This is a genomic window from Mesorhizobium sp. P170090 (genome assembly GCF_057786115.1).
On sequence record NZ_JBYNWH010000001.1, the window covers coordinates 3078193 to 3097426 of the forward strand.

Sequence of the window (19234 nt, forward strand, 5' to 3'; positions counted from 1 at the left end):
GGGAGTGTCGAGCCAGCCGTGAGGCTTTACGGCACTCTCCTACCGCATGGCCCAGACTTCCCGAGGGACATGCGCTGACGAGAAGCCTCCGGCCAGTCGGAAAGCCCGCCGCGCAAGTGGCGGGCTTTTTGTCGCCACTCACAAGGCAACCGATCGCGCCTTTCGATTGCCGGAGCTTTTTATCGTTTAACGGAAACGGTGAAACGCGCTATCCCTTTGTCTTGAAATTCTCAGGGAAAGCGCCCACGCGCTTCTCCCGGGAAAGCTGCTCACACTTTCCTGGAATTGTTCTGGTTAACCACATTCGAATTGCAGGTAAGATTTTAGGGTTTCATTTGTGTTCCCGCTGCAAAATGGCGAACACAGTGGGAGAAATGGCATGCGGGTCGATCTTTCGCCCACGAGCTTGGGCAGGGTCATAGCAGTCACGGTTGTCGGCACGGCGATCTGTATCGCGGCGGCCTTCCTTGTCGATTCCTACAATTTTCCGTCGCTGTCGCCCGAAGCGTTGCGCTGGGCGCAGCTCACCGACCTGTTGCTGCCGCTCGTGCTGGGTGGATCGTTCTTCTCTTTCCTGATGTACAAGATGCGCCAGCTGGCGATCGCCCAGAAGAATCTGAGCATCGTCGCGGCGACCGACAGCCTGACCGCGGTGTTCAACCGCGGCGCGTTTTCGATGCTGGTAGAGGCCTATCTCGAACAGGCGCGCAGCCAGGCCGTCGTCGATGCCGGCGCCCTGCTGATCGTCGACGCCGACCATTTCAAGACCATCAACGATCGATTGGGCCACGATTGCGGCGATCAGGCGCTCAAGCTTATTGCGCAGACGATCAAGGCCCAGCTGCGCGGCGCCGACATTGTCGGGCGCATCGGCGGCGAGGAGTTCGCCATCTTCCTGCCTGGCGCCGACCCGTCGCAGTCCTGGCTAGTTGCCGAGGGGATCCGGCGGCGCATCCGCGAGGTCGAGTTTGCCCCGGATGGGCGGCCCTGTCCGCTCTCGGTGAGCATCGGCGGCGTCGCCTTCAGCGGACCCACCACCTATGCCGACATGTTCCTGACGGCCGACCGGCACCTCTACAAGGCCAAATCCAACGGCCGCGACCAGGTCAGTTTCGAGACCACAGGGCCGCGCGCCCTGCTGGCTGGTGATCCGACGTTGCATTGAACTGACGACTTCAGCCAATCAATTGGTGCCACCAGTCAACGCCGCTGGGCCAGGAAACAAGCCGACGGGCCGTTGACGTGATCAGCCGCGACAAACGATTCCTCAACGTCGAAGCCCGCGCGGGCAAAAGTGTGAAGAATGCCCTTACGTGACATCCACACGGAGGTGTCATGAATACCACCGTTGAAGAGATCGGTGGTCTGAGCACCCAGATATGAGCGCCAGTAGTACTCCGCCGTATATCCCATATATTGAGCTGCGGTCACCCGCCCAGAGAATGGAACACGTCGAAGATCTCCCGCCGGCATATACTCTTCGTCGAAAAAATGCGTCCATAAGAAGATGCTGTCGGACCTCCGCGTCATATTGACCAAAGCGCGCAGAGGATCAACGAGATGGTAAAGTATCCCACTGGCTACAATAAGTCCGAACTTCCTGCTTTCGGTATCCAGCCATTTTTCCACCTCGCCATATTCGACGTGAAGGTTCGTCAGATTCAGAACCTCCTTGGTGATAAGCGTCTTCAAATAACAAAATGAATTCCCCTCGATGGCAGTAAGTTCCCCAACCCCGGCACGGATCAATGAATAGCTATGACCTCCCTCAAGAGGACCCAGTTCCACGGCGTTGATCCCGACAATCGATGCACCGAGCTTGTTAACGAGATAGGCAATTCGGGGATCGTCGAACAGCGGAACAACACCGCCGCTCTTCAGGCCGGATTCACGCGGGAACCCCGATGTCCAGCGACCTGAAAAAACATCTATCGCAGCTTGTTTAGAGGGGAGTTCTGAGGAGTATCGTTCGTTTACCAGCATATTCATCTCCCTCTCTGCCCATTAATACCTGTCGGTTGCGACAAGACTTCCCATGGCTTGCTCACGCGGGGTGGAAAGGCGATTGAGAAATCCGTCCGGTCCACAGTAAGGTTCGGGCTATAGTAAGGGTCATTCGCAATTATCGATGACCAACGCTTTACCATGTAAGCCTTCTCCAGTCCAAAACGCTCTCTTTTTTCTGCGGTGTCTTCATAGCCACGCGTTGCCGACTCGTGATGGAATAGCTCCGCGCCGGGCAGCCAAATGTTGCGCAACCCGATCTCACGAAGACGAAGGCAAAAATCGACATCGTTGTAAGCGACGGCAAGATTGGTCTCATTGAGGCCGCCGACCGATTCGTAATTCGCCTTGGTGACCACCAGACACGCACCTGTCACCGCCGCAAAATTCTGATTGAGCGCCGCACGCCCGACATATCCTGGGGACCATCGATCGAATCCTTGATGAGCATGGGCGGCGAGCCCTCCAAGCCCCATGATTATACCGCCATGCTGAAGTGTCCCGTTGGGATAGAGTAGTCGCGCTCCAACAGCGCCGATGCCCGGGCGGAGGGCGTGTTCAACCATTTCGGTCAACCAATCTGGCGCGATCACTTCTATGTCGTTGTTCACAAGAGCAATAACTTCGCCCGAAGCAACATTAACGGCATTGTTGTTAAGCCGGGAGAAATTGAACGGACCATCGTCCCGGACTACGCGAACAATGCCGTCTCTTGAAAGCTGTGAGAAATATTCTAACGCCTGCGGATCGGTGGAACCGTTGTCCACCAGAATGATTTCGAAATTGCTGTAGCCGGTCAGGTTCTTGATCGACCCTATGCAATTTTGAACGAGTAGCGACGCGTTACGCGTCGGAATTATCACACTTACCAAAGGCAGCGGGCCGGCAATTGGGTAGCGTGTAAAGAAACCGAAACCCGCGAGTTTCGCGACACCGTTTGGCTCAACTCGTTTCAAATGTTCGTTGAGGGCCCTTTCACCGGCAAGCATCGCATATGGCTTGGAATCGGAGGTCTTTGCTGTGCTGCCCTGGTGAGTCCGCCAATGGTAGAGGACATGAGGAATGTGGACGATTTGCTCGGGGCTTATGGCTTCCGTGAATCTGAGAGCAAGATCATAATCTTGTGCTCCTTCAAACCCCGGTCGACAGCCTCCCAGATCCCGAACAGTTTGCGTATGGTATACAGCTAGATGGGTGACCAGATTATGCGATCTGAATAAATCTACGTTCCAATCCGATTTGAAATACGGATCGCAGCGGTTCCCTTGCTCATCTATTTTGTCTTCGTCTGAATACAAGAGTTTGGCATCTGGGTTGTCAGCGAGTGCTTTGGCAATACATACCAAAGCATGCGGTGCAAGTGTGTCATCATGGTCGAGGAATGCAATCCATTCGCCCGTACACAACGAAATGGCCGAGTTGGAAGCATGGGATATGTGCCCGTTCTGGGGCCGGAAGATGATTTTTATGCGAGGGTCTCGGGCTGCGTATTCGCCCAAGATCGCGGCAACGGATTCCTGGGTAGAGGCGTCGTCAGCTATGCATAGTTCCCAGCGCTCATAGTGTTGTGCCAAAACACTTTCAATTGCCTCCCGCAAGAAGTGCTCAGGCGTATCGTATACCGGCATAACGATCGAGATCAGCGGCTTCTCAGGCAGATGTGACACGAATGATTTTATAACAGTTATGTCGCGACTAGAGCAGGCATCGTATGCTGAGATCCACGACGCATAGCTCTGATCCCCAGTGCCTTGCGCTCCCAGTCGACGGAGATCCGACAACAGAGCGGTAGCACCGCCTGTCTTTAGCGATTTGAGCGCACGCCTGAGAACGACAAGTGCGTCATGTGGAGTTCGAACGCGGCTGATTGTCTCTGTTGAGATAACCCGCGAGTAGAAAAGAAATTTCGAAACTGCCGACGTTGGTACATCGGCCTTTGAGGGTGCCTTCAAATCATGGCTCTGATGGAACATTCTTCGAAACAGTCCCGAGAACGTTGCCTGACCTCGCAAAATGCGCGCGACAGCGCGCATAGGCCGAGTTACCCGCCAGGAGCGGCTGGCATGGATCTGTCCGATGACCTCGCAGAGTTCTGACGTCATTTTATTCGCGGTCTCGAGACTTGCCGCTTGTTCTCGGTGGTGCATTTTGAGAGCCACTAGATCCGAGATAAGGCTCTGAAGTCTCTCCTGACTGAACAGGAATTCCAATTTCGATCGTTGCGCTTGGTCTGCGACCGAAGCTTGAGTCACACCTTCGCGCTGTTCCCTGTGCAACGCCCCACTCTCACGCTGGACTTTCAGGCGAGCATCCAGTTCGGAAAAAAAGGTGTCGCCGGAAATCGCCGAAAGGGTGTCCAATTCGGCCTTGATCCTATCAAGGCTATGGCTCGCGGATTTGTCGCGCTTGTCGATGGCTAGAGAATTGAGGGCCGCATACGCCTCGTTGACCCAGAGGGAAATGCGGTTGTCGTCGACAAGCTCCGCAGCGCTGGCAGTATGATGGTCGGTAGAAGCATATCGATTGAGGTTGTCAGCGGCCTCTCGAAGGGTGAGTGGCCAAGCGAGATCCAACTCGTCGACTATTTTCGAAAGCGCTGGCCGCCACTCGGAGGTCAGGTCCTGATAAGACACAAATACACGTTGCTTGCCCCTAGTCGCGTGCTCAGCATCCAGGGTGTGACGTAGCCAGAGCAGACAGCAGAAGCCCAGGGTAAATTGATAGCGTTTTTCCAGGGAGGCGGCGACCTCAAACGGGTTGCGGTTGACGAGCACGTAACGCACGTCAACCCCCATGGCCTTCAATACCTCTGCATAAAGCGGTGCGAACCGAGATATTCGCGGCTCTTTGAGGACGAAGAGTTCGGGCTCACCAAACTCCTCAACGAGGAGGCGTGCGATTTCGACCTTGTAGTGTCGGATGCGCGATCTTGGGAGACTTGCGATTTCGAAATCGCGCCAATCGTCCCACCGGCTCCCAGCTTCCTTAAGCAGTCGCTCATGCAGTGTAACCAACGGCACAGATTCCCAAAAGCCTTTCCTGTTGTCTGCGGCGGGGGGCAATATGTTCCTTGGAAGTTCGGCACCGAGCAGGCTGATTGCCCTGGCCACAGCACTGGTACCCGAACTGTGCATGCCGAGCACCATAATGCAGGTACGCTTTGCAATCGGCTTCGCTTTGGCGCGCACATTCAGCGATCCAGTTGCCGGAATCTGGAAGTTGAAGGTTTCCGTCGTTCCGCTGTCGCTCATGGTGGCCTTCATGCAGCGCACGCATCGGGAGTTTGCAAGACCGACCCCGGCGCAATCGCCGGCAACGAATTGGACTTTCTCAGGATACAGGTGAACTCAATGCCATTGGTGAGCGTCTCATGGACCTCTTCAACTTCCAATCCAATCATGCCGAGCCTCCCCAATATCATGACGATCTCCGCGAAACTTGCAGGCGTGAATTGCCAAGCATGGACATCGATGTAGCCTCCATTGCTGTTTTTCCATTCGTCGATGGCGTGTTGGGTCCGAATGGCCAATTCATCCAGGCTCGGCGCCGGACCGTGATCGCCCAGCCAATGTCTTGACGCCTCATTGTGGGTGGTCAGCGCGCGTGTCGCGACGACGCTGGCCAACGTATGGACGCGCCGATCGTCAAAATGGGCGTCGATAACATCAGCAATGGTCGATGCCGGCAGCCGGCTGTCGAAGCAATACCGCTTGTCGGGAACAAGGATGAAATACCTGCCGTCATTTTCCAGAAGATTGCCGACATCGACTAGATGACGAACTAGGTCGGGCTGATGTTCGATGCAATGCGAACTGACGATGGCGTCGAACTTGCGATCGACTATGCGCAGGTCGCCAACAGGTGAAACAAAGTCAATCCTTGCTGGAATGGTGTCAGTGCCGTATCCGATTTTCCTGGCTCGCTCCGCCAGATCGTCGCTGGTCAGGACATCGAAATAGGTGACGTTGGCGCCGGTGAGGCAGGGTGCGAAGAAGGGCCCGATCTCAAGTGCAGATTTCGCTTTGCCGGCTGCATCAAGGATTGCGTCGCGCAATGCCTGCGGAGGAGTTGCTGCGGGCAATTCGACCGATACGCCTGGAGTTGCCATTGGCGCGGTCGATCCGTTTGCCGTACCGGCGACCCAGTGTATCAGACGCCCTATGCACAGGTGGCTCGCCCAGCTTGCGATCATGACAAAACACCCTGGGCCAGAGAAAGGCTGGAGCGGATTAATGGTAAGATTCTCAATTCATAACCTCTACTTAAGGCATTCAAAAAAATATGAACATCTTCAGCAAAGTGTCAATGTAAATATCAATAAAGCCATCGAGAGCGGTTTGAATCGCGGATGCATCGTACTCTCTGGAAAAATCGATATTCACAGCTTATTCCATATTTAGCGCGCTGTAAGATAACCTACCAGAAATCGGATAGTTGTCGATCGATGTCTTGTGTTTCCCCACAGCCTGCTGGTAGGGATGAGAAAGTGGATTCTGAAGACGGTTCTTGTCGCTTCAAGGGGGCCCAGCATGAGCATGCAGCAGTCAGCGATCGTTGACGCCAACATTTGCCGCCACGAACACCGCGTTCTTACCCCTATCATAACGAACGCCAGAAACGCATTTGTCGATCTCATTCGCGGCCGGTAGTGTCTTGGGGGATTCTTCGTGTGCTGCTAGCGCTGGGCGTGATGTTCGGTCACGCCGACTTTGGTCGTTTGCAAATGACCGGCGGCTTGGTTGGTGTCCAGGCCTTCTATATGGTTTCTGGTTTCTACATGGGCCTCATTCTGGGCGGCCGCTACAAATCTGCATGGTTGTTTTATTCGAATCGCGCCCTTAGAATCTACCCGACCTATTGGCTGGTTCTCGCCCTCACCTTTGTCTATGTTGGTATCGACACATATATCGGCGGCCTGAATAGTCTGCCATCCCCTGTCACCTCCTCCGCCCTGGCTGGCGGGCTGCCGGTGCTGTTTACGCTGACCAAGGACAGCAGAATCGACCGCCTGATTGGGGAGCTTTCCTATCCTCTCTACATTTCGCATCTGCTGGTCCTCGAGGTGATGCGCACAACTCTACCGATATCAGGAGCATCAAGAGCCGCAGCGGTCTTTGTTATCTGCATCGCTTTCGCTGCGCTGCTCGCCGTGTTCGTGGAAATGCCCTTCAGAACTATCCGTGATCGGCGGTTGGCAGCCAGCTTGAAAGCGGCGCATCCAGTTCAATTCTCCGGAGCGCTCCCGCATCAGCCCCCGCTAGCTTGAAGAGGAGGATATCCTTATGCGCCTACGAGAACTGTTGAAGGGATGTAAACCAATCAGCCCCGAAGTGCCGGCCGCAATTGCTGAACCAGCGCAGGCTGAACCAACCCCTGGGTTTTTGATCATGCCGACACGCGGCGACCATACCGTGGCGCCGCCAAAGATCGTCACGCATATGGGCGCAATGGGATATCTTTCCTCTAACTACAATCATTCCGGCGCACGTGTGCTCGAATTAGGGTCGCGCGTCGTCACCGGAGCAAACTATCGGGCGCATTTCGACAAGGCAGACTATGTCGGCTTTGACTTCTATGAAGGGCCGAATGTCGACGTGGCCGGCGACGCCCATAGACTGTCTACATATTTCAACGAAAGCCAGCGGTTCGACTTGGTCTATTCGCTCGCCGTTTTTGAGCACCTCTATATGCCTTGGGTGATCGCGCAGGAGATTGCCAAGGTCATGAAGGTCGGTGGCGTTGCCTACATCGAAACGACCTTCGCCTACGCCGCCCACGAGCGCCCGTGGAACTTCTTTCAGTTCTCGGAACTTGGCCTTCGCGTCTTGTTCAACAAGTCGCTTGGTTTCGAGATTCTCGATATGGGGATGAGCAACCCGATGATGGGCTTCTTCAGTGACGACTGCGATGAATATCTCCAGCGCCGGCCGATCCCTGAACTGTACTGCCATAGTTCGATCCTGTGTCGCAAAGATCGCGAGGCGGTGAATTTCGATTGGACGCAGGTGCAAGCGGACGATGTGGTAGACGGCGATCGCTATCCGGCCCCTCAAAAGTCCTAAAGCGGCTGACGCGTCATTTCTCCGCAGGTGATTGGTGGACTCTCTTTCAAAATCACTTTCTGTCCAGGCAATAAGAGGAACCGCTGCAACACTGGTTGTTTTACTGCATGTTTGCACAATGTCGTCATTCGGGAAGAATCAATGGGGCGCTTATGCCTACAATTTTTTCTTGCAGTTTGGGGCATTCGGGGTCGATATTTTTTTCGTCGTCAGCGGAGTGATCACCGCCGGTCTGCTGCGGCAGAAACAGGCTGACCATCCTCTTCATTCCCTGCAATTCTTTGTAAGGCGTTTTGTCAGGATTTATCCGATCTATTGGCTTTCGCTAGGTGCGACAATCGCCGTCTCACTCGGGAGCAGCGGTCTCTATCCGGTCGATTTTTCGCAGCTGACGTTGAGGAATATCGGCCTGCTGACGACGAGTCCTCTGCATCCGCTCAGTTGGACGCTTTGCAATGAGATCCAATTCTATCTGGTCGCGGGTTTGGCCATGCTGTTCGGCAGGAGGTCTGGACCGGCGATCGCAGTCTGGGGCGCGGCCCATATTGTGGCAGTGATTGCCGCCGGGCGCGGCTGGGACCGCGGATGGTATTTTGCCACCCCTATCACTTTGGAGTTCCTGCCGGGATTGCTGATCGGCTACATCGCGCCTCGGCTGTCTTTGCCGTTGCCGCGAGCCGGTATGGTCCTGGGTTGTATCATCGTCGCTGTGGCAGGGTTTTACGCTGCCCAGCCGCTCGGAACCACGACCGGGCTGCTTCGCGTTGCAGTTTATGGAACAGCCGCGTCGCTGATCGTATGGGGTGCTCTGTCCGTGGAAAGGGCAGGCTGGCGCCCGGCCGAGTGGCTCACATTTCTAGGCGACATCTCATATTCGAGCTATATGTGGCATTGGCCGATCATGATCGCAGTGTCGCTCCTGTTTGGTGCATGGTTGAGCCGTTCAGCGGGTGTCGTCCTTTACATTCTTTCCACAGGCATTTGTGTCTTGATCGCAAGCTGGGCAAGCCATCGATGGATAGAGCGCCCGTCGACACGATGGGCAGGCAGTCTGTTCCGCAGGTCGGGGCAATCCGGGTCGATGGCGCCGAGCTCTCCTGTCGCCGTCGCGCCGCTGCCTGCCCCTGCGCTGCCGAACGGACTGGCGGTTCAGCAAACCTGAGACCTGGTTTGGCGTGACATGCGGTCCATGCCGGCAAATGGCAGTAATCCGCCGCCAGCCGCCGTCAGTAATCCGTTCATCCCTTGGCGTCAAATATCTGGCGAGCCGATTTTCGACCACAATGAGGGCATGTGTGTCCAATCTCGCGGCTGGGCGGCCCGTTCTTCATGCCGCGAGGATTCTGCGGAAATACGGCACCGACGACCCGGGTTCCGTTGCTCTATCATCGGCGGCTTGCCTGTCCGTTCGCCGGCAGGCCCGAGCATCTTTGCATAGGGTAAGGCTGGTCGAAGCCGGACGACACCGGCAGGCAGACCGAAGCTATATTTTCGCGGTTTTGGGCTTGGGTCCCGGCCGTCTCAGACGGCGTAGCCGCCATAACCGTGTGCGACCGGCTTGACCGAGACGGCCGGCTGGACCGCGGGCCAGAGGATCCCTGCCGTGACTGCAAAGGTGATCAGGGCATCGCGTGCGGCCTCAGTCGAGATTTCGCCGGCGCGTGCCGCCTCGCAAGCCCTCACGGCCGCGCCATAGCTCAGGCGCCGGCGTGACGGCGGAAATTCGGTCAGGAAATCATGCATCTCGAACAGCGAGGCGAGCATGCGTTTGTGGCCGGCGCCAACGCTAACGGCAACCGGGGTGAAGAACATCGCGTCGTGCATTCTGGCCTCTCTGGATGGGCGGAAGGGCGGCGGCCGCCGCCCTCCGATCGCGGGTTGGACGCCAGAAAACGCGGCCGGCGGCCCGAGGTTCCCTGAGAGATGCCATGACAGGACGATTTGCTCTTGAGGTCGCTCCCTGCCGGCATTCGCGGTTGCGGCTATTTCCACATGCCGCGCATGCGGGCGCCGAGGTCGACGCGGACTTCAGGTCTGTGGCGCGGATCGTCCTTGGCGTGGACGCTCGCCCACGACGTCTGCTCGAAGGCGCCGAGGATCGAGGCCGGGATGAAACGGGTTCGCGAGGCATAGACGTGGCGGTCGCCGCGCGCTGCCTGGCCGTGAGTGAAGAAGCGCTGCGGCGTCACCAGATGCAGGCCGTCCTTGGCCCGCGTCATCGCGACGTAAAGCAGCCGGCGCTCCTCCTCGATGTCTTCCTTGGTGCCGACGCCGAGATCGGCCGGGATGCAGCCATCGACGGTGTTGAGCACGAAGACGTTCTTCCATTCCTGGCCCTTGGCCGAATGAATGGTCGACAGGATCAGATAGTCCTCGTCGCGGTGCGGCGGCCCGGCCTGGTCGCTGGTCGCATCCGGTGGATCCAGCGTCAGCTCGGTCAGGAAGCGCTCGCGCGAAGCATAGCCGGAACCGATCTGCTCGAGCTGCATGAGGTCGGCTCGCCGCGTCGTCGCATCCTCGTGGATGCGCTCAAGATGCGGCTCGTACCACAGCCTGACCTGTTCGAGATCGGCCGGCCATTTCCCCGACCGGGCGCGCAGGCCGGAATAAAGCGCAACGAAGGCTGGCCAGTCCTCAGCCGCGCGTTGCGGCGGCCGGTAGCGGGCCAGCCCCATTTCCTCGTCGAGCGATGTCGCCATGGTCTCGACGATGGTGCTCGCCGCCGAAGGGCCGATGCCGGGCAGGAGCTGCAGCACGCGGAAGCCGGCGACGCGGTCGCGCGGGTTCTCGGCAAAACGCAGCACCGAAAGCACGTCCTTGACATGGGCGGCGTCGAGGAATTTGAGCCCGCCGAACTTGACGAAGGGGATGTTGCGGCGCGTCAGTTCGATCTCCAGCGGGCCGCTGTGGTGCGAGGCGCGAAACAGCACCGCCTGCGATTTCAGCACCGTGCCGGCCTCGCGCTCGGCCAGGATGGCCTGGCAGACATAGTTCGCCTGCTCGGCCTCGTCGCGCACGCTGACCAGTTTCGGCCTTTGCGAGGATTTGCGCTCCGACCAGAGGTTCTTGGTGAAGCGCTCCGACGCCTCCGAGATGACCGCATTGGCTGCCGCCAAAATAGTCTCGGTCGAGCGGTAGTTGCGCTCCAGCATAATGACATCGGCGGCTCGCGCGAATTGTTGCGGGAAATCGAGGATGTTGCGCACTTCCGCGGCGCGAAACGAATAGATCGACTGCGCGTCGTCGCCCACCACTGTCAGTCCGGCGCCGTCCGGCTTCAGCGCCGAAAGGATCGAGGCCTGCAGCCGGTTGGTGTCCTGGTATTCGTCGACCAGCACATGGTCGAAGCGCGAGCCCAGATGCGCCGCGATCTCCGGCTCGGCGGCCATCTGCGCCCAGTAGAGCAGGAGGTCGTCGTAATCGAGCACGTTCTGCGCCTGCTTGGCCTCGACATATCCGGCGAACAGCGCCTTCAGTTGTTCGGCCCAGCCGGCACACCACGGAAAGGCCGAACCCAGCACCTCGCCAAGCGGCGCCTGCGCGTTGACGGCGCGCGAATAGATCGCCAGGCAGGTGCCCTTGGTCGGAAAACGGCTTTCGGTCTTCGAGAATCCAAGTTCATGCCGGGCAAGATTCATCAGGTCGGCGGAATCCTCGCGGTCGTGAATGGTAAAGGCCGGGTCGAGGCCGATCGTCAGCGCATAGTCGCGCAGCAGCCTGGCGCCGATGCCGTGAAACGTACCGGCCCAGGCCAGCGCGTCGGCGATGACGGACGCGTCTCGGCCCAGCACCTCGCCGGCGATGCGTTCGACCCGCCTGGCCATTTCGGTGGCGGCGCGGCGCGAGAATGTCATAAGCAGAATGCGTCTGGGATCAGCGCCCTTGACGATTAGATGCGCGACCCGGTGGGCGAGCGTGTTGGTCTTGCCGGAGCCGGCGCCGGCGATCACCAGCAGCGGCCCGGCGATCTGGCCGTCGCCATGTTCGACGGCGAGCCGCTGCTCGGCGTTGAGCTTCGCCAGATAGGCGGGCTGCAAGGACGAATCATTGATGGCGATGGTCATCGCCTATCAAGCATCGTTTCCGCTTTGTTCGCAACGGGCCGAAGTCGCCCTTATCGCCGTGGCGCGACACCCGTCGCCGCCGACGGGCGCCGCAAGGTGGCGCGTTCGTCGCCAGGCACCGGCAACGGATCGAAATTGTCGGGCACGTCCTTGATGATCTCCTTGGCGATGCGATAGGTCGCGTAAGCGAAAAGGCCGGTAATGAACAGACGGATCATGGCGCGATCTCCTTTGGGCAACCAACCTCAGAGCCGCCGTTTGGTTCCAGCCGACGCGGCGTCGTTTGCGAGCGTGCAACCAAAGCCGAACCACCTCGTTGCCTTACGAAGGAGAGGGCAGACCTAGGAGGTCGCCATGAAGAGGCTTCTGATTCTGTTGGCCGCCAGCTTGGCGCTCGCCGCCTGCGACGGCGACATCCAGCCAACCAAAGCCCCTGTGCTCGATCAAACCCCGCAGTCGGATTCGGCGCCAAAGCCGGCGGCCGGCGGCGATCAGCCCGCGCAATGATCGTTTTAGCGGGACGACAAGGCTGAGGTGGCCTTCGGGAGAAGAAGGCCGGCGCCGCTTGGGAGGTGAGCTGATAGCGCCGGCCAGGCGGATATCAGGTCCGCCGCACAACCGAAGATAGCTGAGTCTCTCGCCTACGTCATGAGGTGGGCCGCATCGACCTGCTTCATGACGGCGCTTCTGCACAAAACAACTTCGATGTCAGATGGCGTGTGGAACGAAACTCGGCGGGAGGACGTCAGGCCATCGCCTGCCGCAGCACCGGGCCGCCGGCAATCCCGGCGTCCAGCTGGCACTGCGTCAGCGCCGCCTCGGCCATGATCCACTGCTTGAACAGTTCCACCTTGCGCGTGTAGGGCGCGGTGACCGGGCAGACGAAATACCAGCCGGCGGTGTTGGGGTGATGCACGGCAAACGGCGCCACCAGCCGCTCTGCGCGGATCTCGCTCGCCATATAGGCGCGGTTGGCGACTGCAAAGCCCATGCCGGCATTGGCCGCCTCATAGGACATCATGCAGGAATCGAAATAGATGCTCTTGGTCTCGCCGAGCACGGAACTCGCGCCGGCAAAACCCAGCCACGACTGCCAGTTCTGTGTGCAGGTGTCGGAATGCAGCAGCGTGAAATGCCTGAGGTCGTCGGGCGTCACCTGTGACGGCGGCGTGTCGCCGAGAACCTCGTGGAACAGCTTCCTGCTGCACACCGGCGTCAAATCCTCCTTGAACAGCAGGTCCGCCTTGAGGTCGGGAAAGCTGCCGTCGCCATAGCGGATCTCGAGGTCGAACTCGGAGGTGGCGAACTCATTGGTGGCGTAGGAGGTCGAGACCCGCATTTCGATTTCGGGATATTGCCGCTGGAACAGCGGCAGGCGGGCAAACAGCCAGCGCGCCGCGAACGTCGGCAGTACCGAAATCTTCAGCACATGCGCCTGCGACTGTCCGGTCGCCTCCATGCTGGCCGCCACGATGCGCTCCAGCGCCTCGCGAACGCGCGACACATAGGTCTCGCCTTCGGGTGTCAGCGACACCGCATTGCCGCCGCGCTGGAAGATCTTGAAGCGCAGCTGGTCCTCGAGGCTTTTGACGCGCTGGCTGACGGCGGAAGCAGTAATAAACTGCTCTTCGCCCGCGCGCGTGAAGTTACGGTGCCGGGCGGCACTTTCGACAATCTTCAGCGAATTGAGGTTGACCTGACTGAGCAGACGCACGCGTTTCGACCTTAAGCTGGGCTTACACTAGCACCAGCATTCCTAATTTTACAGGGGTGGGGAAATTAATCGACAGTTTACCAAGTGATGCCCCCATCCTGGAGAAGTAGAATGAACGCCCATACCATACCTGAACTGCGCTACGCGATGAGCCGAGAAGCCATTATCGGCCATGAGACGGCCTGGAAAGTGTCGGGTTTCGGCGTTGCGCAGTATCTGCATGGCTACGACCCGGCGCTGCTGGCGGCGATCGAAGAGGCGGCGTTGAAGCTCAAGGCCAGCCACGCCGTGCACAAGCACCTCGACCTGACGTTCATCACCGGCGCCGATCGTTTCATCCCGGAGATCAAGGAACTGCTGCACGACAAGCTGCGGCTGGAGCGTCTGTCCGACATGATGGGTACCAAGCTCGAGCCCTATCCGCTGTCGATCGTCGGCTCGACCGTCACTTTCATGAATCCCAAGGACGGCGCCGTCGATTGGCATTGCGACGGTGTCCCGGTCACCGAACTCATTCCGCTGTCGATCAGCAATCCGCTGGTCGGCGGCCATCTCGAAATCTACTGCGACGATTCCGAGACCGGCCGCGCCATCCTTGAATCCGGCCGCGAGATTCCGCGCAACCAGGTCATGCGCATCGACCACAAGAAGAACTACGCCACGCTCGGCCAGTTTCTCGGTGTGCTGCACCGCACCGCGCCGATACAGCTCGGCTCGCGCGTCACGCTGGTCCTCAACCAGCGCTCTGTGGCCAAGCCCTACGTCGACGACAATCGCATGTTCTATCTCGCAGCCGACAATGATCACGATCGCGAATGGGTCAACGAACTGGCCGAAGACGTCTGGACGAACCAGCTGCCGGCCTATCGCCGCTTCGAGGAAGAGCGTCCGGTTGCGGCGGCGACCGATGCGCCGGTCCCGGGCGGATCAAGGGAATCATGGTAGCCAGGGCATAGAAGTGGACGCCGGTTTGACCGTCGGTAACATCATGGTCGGCGATAAGGACAAGGCACCGTCGCGCCGATTCCGGGATGGATCCGGCTCGCCATCGGCCCTGGTCTTCGCCGCCGGCGCGGTCGCCCTGTGGTCGACCAACGCGCTGGTCGGCAAATCCCTGCTGGCCAGCCATCCAGTATCGCTCGTGCAGTTGCTGCAATTTTGTGGAGCGGCTCTGGTGTTCGCCGTCATCCATCTGGCGAGCCGGAAGGGGGACACGCAAGACGCAGCCTTTTCCAAGGGTGCTGACGGCACCCTGGCGCCGGTCGCGGTCGGCTTTATTGGCCTGGTCGGCACCATGGTGCTGCAATACATCGCCTTTGCCTCCATGCCGGTGATCGAGGCCAATCTCGTCGCCTACACCTGGCCGCTGATGGTCGCGGCGGCGGTCATCGTGCTGGGCAAGCGGCAACGCCCCGTGCTGCTGGGGTTGACTGCCGTGCTCGGCTTTGTCGGCGTGGCGCTGGTGATCTCGGGTGGTCGCGGCCAGCCTTTTCTCCAAGGCAGCATCGTCGGCTATCTCGCTGCCTTCGGCTCGGCGCTGTGCATGGCCTTCTATTCGATTGCGGTCGCCCGCCTGGCCACACCGTCGGAGCGTTTGCTTTTGCCTTCGGCGTTGGTCGGCGTCGGCCTGACCTTGCTGTGGTGTATTCACGACGGCGCTGCCTGGCCATCCAGTGAGCACCTCCTGCTTGGCCTCTATCTCGGTGCCGGCCCGATGGGGCTGGGATATTATTTCTGGTCGCGCGCCTTGAAGCTTGAAGGCGGCGGCAAGGTTGCGGTCATCGCCTATCTGACCCCGATCGCATCGACGCTGCTGCTGACACTTTCGGGCGAAAGGCTGACGCTGACCGCGATAGCCGGTGCGGTCCTCGTCATCGGCAGCTGTATTGCGGTGGGCATAGAACGCTCGGAGGCTGAACATGCTTGACGACGATGAACGCCTCGCCAGACAGGAAGCATTCTGGCTGCTCAAGGAGTTCGGCGCCGAGGCGCCGCTCTACGCCGCCATGAAGGCCGAAAAGGCGATAGAGCAAAAAGATTTCGGCCGGTGCGCCCGCTGGAAGCGCATTCTGGACATACTGGCCGACTCTAAACCTGCGGCGTCCGTGCAGTTGAAATCTGCTGGCGCGAAGTCGGCCGTTTCCAAGTATTAGATTTTCTAATTTGCAACGTTGCAACCTGTTGTGGAAACATCCTCCTGTTCCGATTCTTGATCGTTTATTGAGACTTTAGCGACCCGTTGGGGGGTGCAGCTAGGTCGATACATCAAGAGAAGTCTTAAAAAAAGCCGGCAACTTCATGACCGGCGGGAGAAACAGAATTGCACACCATCGACAGCAAGACCGCTATTGAACTGACTGCTGACATCGTCTCGGCCTATGTCGGCAACAATCCTCTCCCTGCGTCTGGCCTGCCGGATCTGATCGCCAGCGTCAGCGCATCGGTGCGCAAGCTGGGCAGCATTGCCGCCGTGGAAAGCCCCGCGCTGAACCCCGCTGTCAATCCGAAGCGGTCGGTGTTTCCCGATCACATCGTCTGTCTTGAGGACGGCAAGAAATTCAAGTCGCTGAAGCGCCACCTGATGACCGACCATGGTCTGAGCCCGGAGGAATATCGTGGCAAATGGGGCTTGCCGTCGGACTATCCGATGGTGGCGCCGAACTACTCCGCGACCCGTTCGGCACTGGCCAAGTCCTCGGGCCTCGGCCGCAAGCCGGCCGTTCCGGCCGCCGCGGCCAAGGTGACGAAGCGCAAACCCAAAGCCTGAACCAGGCAGCCTCTTAAAGTCAGTCTGCAGTTAGCAGTGATGGACGGCGCGCTTTGGGCGCGCCGTCTTCATGCCTTATGCCCCCGCCAGCGCCCAGGCACTTGCGAAGCGCCGCCCTCCCGTGCAAAAGCCCCGGCATGCTTATCATCAACGATCTTTCGCTCCGCATGGCCGGACGCTTGCTTCTCGATCATGCCTCGCTGACCTTGCCGGCCGGCACCAAGGCCGGCCTCGTCGGCCGCAACGGCACCGGCAAGACGACGCTGTTCAAGGCCATCACCGGCGACTTTCCCTCCGAGACCGGCTCGATCAGCCTGCCCAAGAACACCCGCATCGGCCAGGTGGCGCAGGAAGCGCCCGGCACCGAGGAGCCGCTGATCGAAATCGTGCTCAAGGCCGACCTCGAGCGCACCGCATTGCTCGAGGAGGAAAAGACCGCCACCGACGCGCACCGCATTGCCGACATCCATATGCGGCTGGCGGATATCGATGCGCATTCGGCGGAATCTCGCGCGGCCACCATCCTCGCTGGCCTTGGCTTCGACGACGCCGCGCAGCGCCGCCCGGCCTCGTCCTTCTCCGGCGGCTGGCGCATGCGTGTGGCGCTCGCCGCGGTGCTGTTTGCCGAGCCCGACCTTCTGCTGCTCGACGAACCGACCAACTATCTCGATCTCGAAGGCACGCTTTGGCTGGAAAACTACGTGTCGAAATATCCGCACACGGTGCTTCTGATCTCGCACGATCGCGACCTGCTCAACCGCGCCGTCAATTCCATCGTTCATCTCGACCAGAAGAAGCTGACCTTCTGGCGCGGCGGCTACGACCAGTTCGAGCGCCAGTACACCGAGCAGAAGGAGTTGCAGGAGAAGGGCCGTGTCAAGCAGGAAGCCGCGCGCAAACACATGGAGTCCTTCGTCGAACGCTTCCGCGCCAAGGCTTCGAAGGCGAGACAGGCGCAGTCGCGCATCAAGGCGCTGGAGAAGATGAAGCCGATCGCGGCGATCGTGAACGACACGGTGCGGCCGTTCTCTTTCCCCGAACCGGTGAAAACGGTGGCGTCGCCGATCATTGCCTTGAACAACGTCAATGTCGGCTACACCGAGGGCCAGCCGATCCTGAAGAAGATGACGCTGCGCATCGATGCCGACGACCGCATCGCGCTGCTCGGCGCCAACGGCAACGGCAAGTCGACCTTCGCCAAGCTCCTGTCCGGCCGGCTGAAGCAGGAAACCGGCACCATGACGGTGGCGCCGGGCCTGAAGGTGGCGATCTTTGCACAGCATCAGCTCGACGATCTCAGGCCTGATGAAAACGCCTACGAGCATGTCCGCCGGCTGATGCCGGAGGCGCCGGAATCCAAGGTACGTGGCCGCGTCGCCCAGTTCGGTCTCACCACCGAGAAGATGAACACCGCCGCCAAGGACCTGTCCGGCGGCGAGAAGGCGCGCCTGCTGATGGGCCTGTCGGCCTTTGAGGGGCCAAACTTGTTCATCCTCGACGAACCGACCAACCATTTGGACATCGACAGCCGCGAGTCCTTGATCCATGCGCTGAACGAGTTTCCCGGCGCCGTCATCCTGATCTCGCATGACCGCCATCTGCTGGAAGCGACCGCCGACCGGCTGTGGCTGGTCAAGGATGGTGCGGTCAACCCGTATGACGGCGACCTTGAGGACTACAAGACGCTGGTCACCGGCGTGTCCGGCGATCGACGCGGCAAGCGCGAGGCCGAGAAGGCATCCAAGGCCGATCGCCGCCGCGATGCCGCGGCGCGCCGCGCCGCCTTCGAGCCGCTGGCCAAGGAAATCCGCGCCACCGAAGCGCTGATGGACCGCATCCGCAAGCGCATCGACCTGATCGAGGACGAACTCGCCAATCCGGCCGTCTACGAAAAGGATCCGTCGACGGCGACCCGGCTCGCCAAGGAGCGCTCGCAACTGGCCCAGCAGCTTGCCGGTCACGAGGAAAAGTGGCTGACCATGTCGGCGGAGTATGAAGAGGGCACGGCGGAGTAAAGCGGCCGGTTGCGCCCAGTCGCATGATGAAAGGCCAGCGAACGCCGGGACGCTGCAAAGCAGCGGGGGATCCAACAGGGGGCTGAAAAGCCTTCGGCACCGAGGCTCTTGCTACGGCTTCTCTTACGCACCCGGGCGACGCGGCCCGGTGTTTATTGCCGTCTTCGGCGTCGAGAAGCGGACCGTAATTTGGCTCGCGCGGATCACCAAACGAGCTCCTGCTTTCAGGCGGCTTTCCGCTGAACTTTCCACGTCTCGTGCCGCTTCCCCCATGCCGACATTGCGGTCACGGCATCGTTCAGGCTGAAGCCCAGTGGCGTCACCGAATATTCCACGCGCGGCGGTACCTGGTCATAGGCGCGTCGGCTGACAAGCCCGTCGGCCTCCATCTGTCGCAATTGTTGCGCGAGCATCTTCTCACTGATCCCCGACAACCGCCGGTGCAATTCGGCGAAGCGGTGAGGCCGCAGGTGCAATTCCCACAACAACGAGGTTTTCCACTTTCCGCCGATTGCCTGCATCGCGGCAGCAAAGCCGCAGCTGTCTGTTTCCTTGCTCCTCATGTGACTACTCCTGACATGATTCCAATAACTTACCTCAAGGTGCGT

18 protein-coding genes are annotated in these 19234 nt (G+C 59.5%); 10 read left to right on the top strand and 8 right to left on the bottom strand.

Annotation, left to right across the window (positions count from 1 at the left end):
- Positions 1–379 precede the first annotated feature (379 nt).
- Positions 380–1165 (top strand): GGDEF domain-containing protein, encoded by a 786-nt coding sequence (locus tag AC3EML_RS14615; RefSeq protein ID WP_023705331.1) that lies wholly within the window; start codon positions 380–382, stop codon positions 1163–1165.
- A 35-nt stretch (positions 1166–1200) separates the two neighbouring features.
- On the opposite strand, the gene AC3EML_RS14620 is transcribed toward AC3EML_RS14615, so the two are convergent.
- The 3 genes from AC3EML_RS14620 to AC3EML_RS14630 are packed head-to-tail and all read right to left on the bottom strand — an operon-like array spanning position 1201 to position 6196.
- Positions 1201–1983 carry a hypothetical protein gene (locus tag AC3EML_RS14620; protein ID WP_155923278.1) on the bottom strand — a complete coding sequence of 261 codons (783 nt, stop codon included), beginning with the start codon at positions 1981–1983 and terminating at the stop codon, positions 1201–1203.
- 2 nt (positions 1984–1985) lie between these two features.
- Positions 1986–5255: a glycosyltransferase gene (locus AC3EML_RS14625; protein WP_196813604.1), complete on the bottom strand. Its 3270-nt coding sequence runs from the start codon at positions 5253–5255 to the stop codon at positions 1986–1988.
- Between the two features lie 8 nt (positions 5256–5263).
- The gene (locus AC3EML_RS14630; protein ID WP_245260074.1) at positions 5264–6196 is read right to left on the bottom strand and encodes a class I SAM-dependent methyltransferase; all 933 of its coding nucleotides are present in this window, start codon (positions 6194–6196) and stop codon (positions 5264–5266) included.
- A gap of 477 nt (positions 6197–6673) precedes the next feature.
- Here AC3EML_RS14630 and AC3EML_RS14635 point away from each other — a divergent pair, with 477 nt between their 5' ends.
- The 3 genes from AC3EML_RS14635 to AC3EML_RS14645 are packed head-to-tail and all read left to right on the top strand — an operon-like array spanning position 6674 to position 9228.
- On the top strand, positions 6674–7270 hold the full coding sequence (locus tag AC3EML_RS14635; RefSeq protein WP_155923277.1) for an acyltransferase family protein: 597 nt from the start codon (positions 6674–6676) through the stop codon (positions 7268–7270).
- A 16-nt stretch (positions 7271–7286) separates the two neighbouring features.
- Entirely contained in the window at positions 7287–8066 is a 780-nt protein-coding gene (locus AC3EML_RS14640) for a methyltransferase domain-containing protein (protein ID WP_155923276.1), read from the top strand.
- A 34-nt stretch (positions 8067–8100) separates the two neighbouring features.
- Positions 8101–9228, top strand: a complete 1128-nt coding sequence (locus tag AC3EML_RS14645; RefSeq protein ID WP_196813603.1) for an acyltransferase family protein — start codon at positions 8101–8103, stop codon at positions 9226–9228.
- 359 nt (positions 9229–9587) lie between these two features.
- Here the strand turns inward: AC3EML_RS14645 and AC3EML_RS14650 are convergent, their stop codons facing one another.
- From AC3EML_RS14650 to AC3EML_RS14660, 3 genes are all read right to left on the bottom strand, one after another.
- Entirely contained in the window at positions 9588–9890 is a 303-nt protein-coding gene (locus AC3EML_RS14650; protein WP_023670262.1) for a DUF982 domain-containing protein, read from the bottom strand.
- Between the two features lie 158 nt (positions 9891–10048).
- Positions 10049–12130 carry an ATP-dependent helicase gene (locus AC3EML_RS14655; RefSeq protein WP_023735480.1) on the bottom strand — a complete coding sequence of 694 codons (2082 nt, stop codon included), beginning with the start codon at positions 12128–12130 and terminating at the stop codon, positions 10049–10051.
- Positions 12131–12180: 50 nt separating this feature from the next.
- Positions 12181–12348 carry a hypothetical protein gene (locus AC3EML_RS14660; RefSeq protein WP_023701895.1) on the bottom strand — a complete coding sequence of 56 codons (168 nt, stop codon included), beginning with the start codon at positions 12346–12348 and terminating at the stop codon, positions 12181–12183.
- Between the two features lie 136 nt (positions 12349–12484).
- On the opposite strand from AC3EML_RS14660, the gene AC3EML_RS14665 reads away from it, so the two are divergent.
- Positions 12485–12637 carry a hypothetical protein gene (locus tag AC3EML_RS14665; protein ID WP_352518948.1) on the top strand — a complete coding sequence of 51 codons (153 nt, stop codon included), beginning with the start codon at positions 12485–12487 and terminating at the stop codon, positions 12635–12637.
- Between the two features lie 238 nt (positions 12638–12875).
- On the opposite strand, the gene AC3EML_RS14670 is transcribed toward AC3EML_RS14665, so the two are convergent.
- The gene (locus tag AC3EML_RS14670; protein ID WP_352518949.1) at positions 12876–13844 is read right to left on the bottom strand and encodes a LysR substrate-binding domain-containing protein; all 969 of its coding nucleotides are present in this window, start codon (positions 13842–13844) and stop codon (positions 12876–12878) included.
- Positions 13845–13955: 111 nt separating this feature from the next.
- On the opposite strand from AC3EML_RS14670, the gene AC3EML_RS14675 reads away from it, so the two are divergent.
- The 5 genes from AC3EML_RS14675 (at position 13956) to AC3EML_RS14695 (ending at position 18626) form a co-directional block, all read left to right on the top strand.
- A complete protein-coding gene (locus AC3EML_RS14675) occupies positions 13956–14789 on the top strand; it encodes a hypothetical protein (protein ID WP_352518950.1) in 834 nt (277 codons plus the stop codon).
- Positions 14790–14814: 25 nt separating this feature from the next.
- A complete protein-coding gene (locus tag AC3EML_RS14680; protein ID WP_352560211.1) occupies positions 14815–15771 on the top strand; it encodes a DMT family transporter in 957 nt (318 codons plus the stop codon).
- Complete coding sequence (locus AC3EML_RS14685) at positions 15764–15997, top strand: hypothetical protein (RefSeq protein ID WP_023684750.1); 234 nt, start codon at positions 15764–15766, stop codon at positions 15995–15997. Before AC3EML_RS14680 ends, AC3EML_RS14685 begins: the two co-directional genes overlap by 8 nt.
- Before the next feature lie 167 nt (positions 15998–16164).
- Positions 16165–16611, top strand: a complete 447-nt coding sequence (locus AC3EML_RS14690; protein WP_023670270.1) for a Ros/MucR family transcriptional regulator — start codon at positions 16165–16167, stop codon at positions 16609–16611.
- A gap of 137 nt (positions 16612–16748) precedes the next feature.
- Entirely contained in the window at positions 16749–18626 is a 1878-nt protein-coding gene (locus AC3EML_RS14695) for an ABC-F family ATP-binding cassette domain-containing protein (protein WP_023689073.1), read from the top strand.
- A gap of 224 nt (positions 18627–18850) precedes the next feature.
- On the opposite strand, the gene AC3EML_RS14700 is transcribed toward AC3EML_RS14695, so the two are convergent.
- On the bottom strand, positions 18851–19189 hold the full coding sequence (locus AC3EML_RS14700) for a winged helix-turn-helix transcriptional regulator (protein ID WP_023689072.1): 339 nt from the start codon (positions 19187–19189) through the stop codon (positions 18851–18853).
- Positions 19190–19234 lie beyond the last annotated feature (45 nt).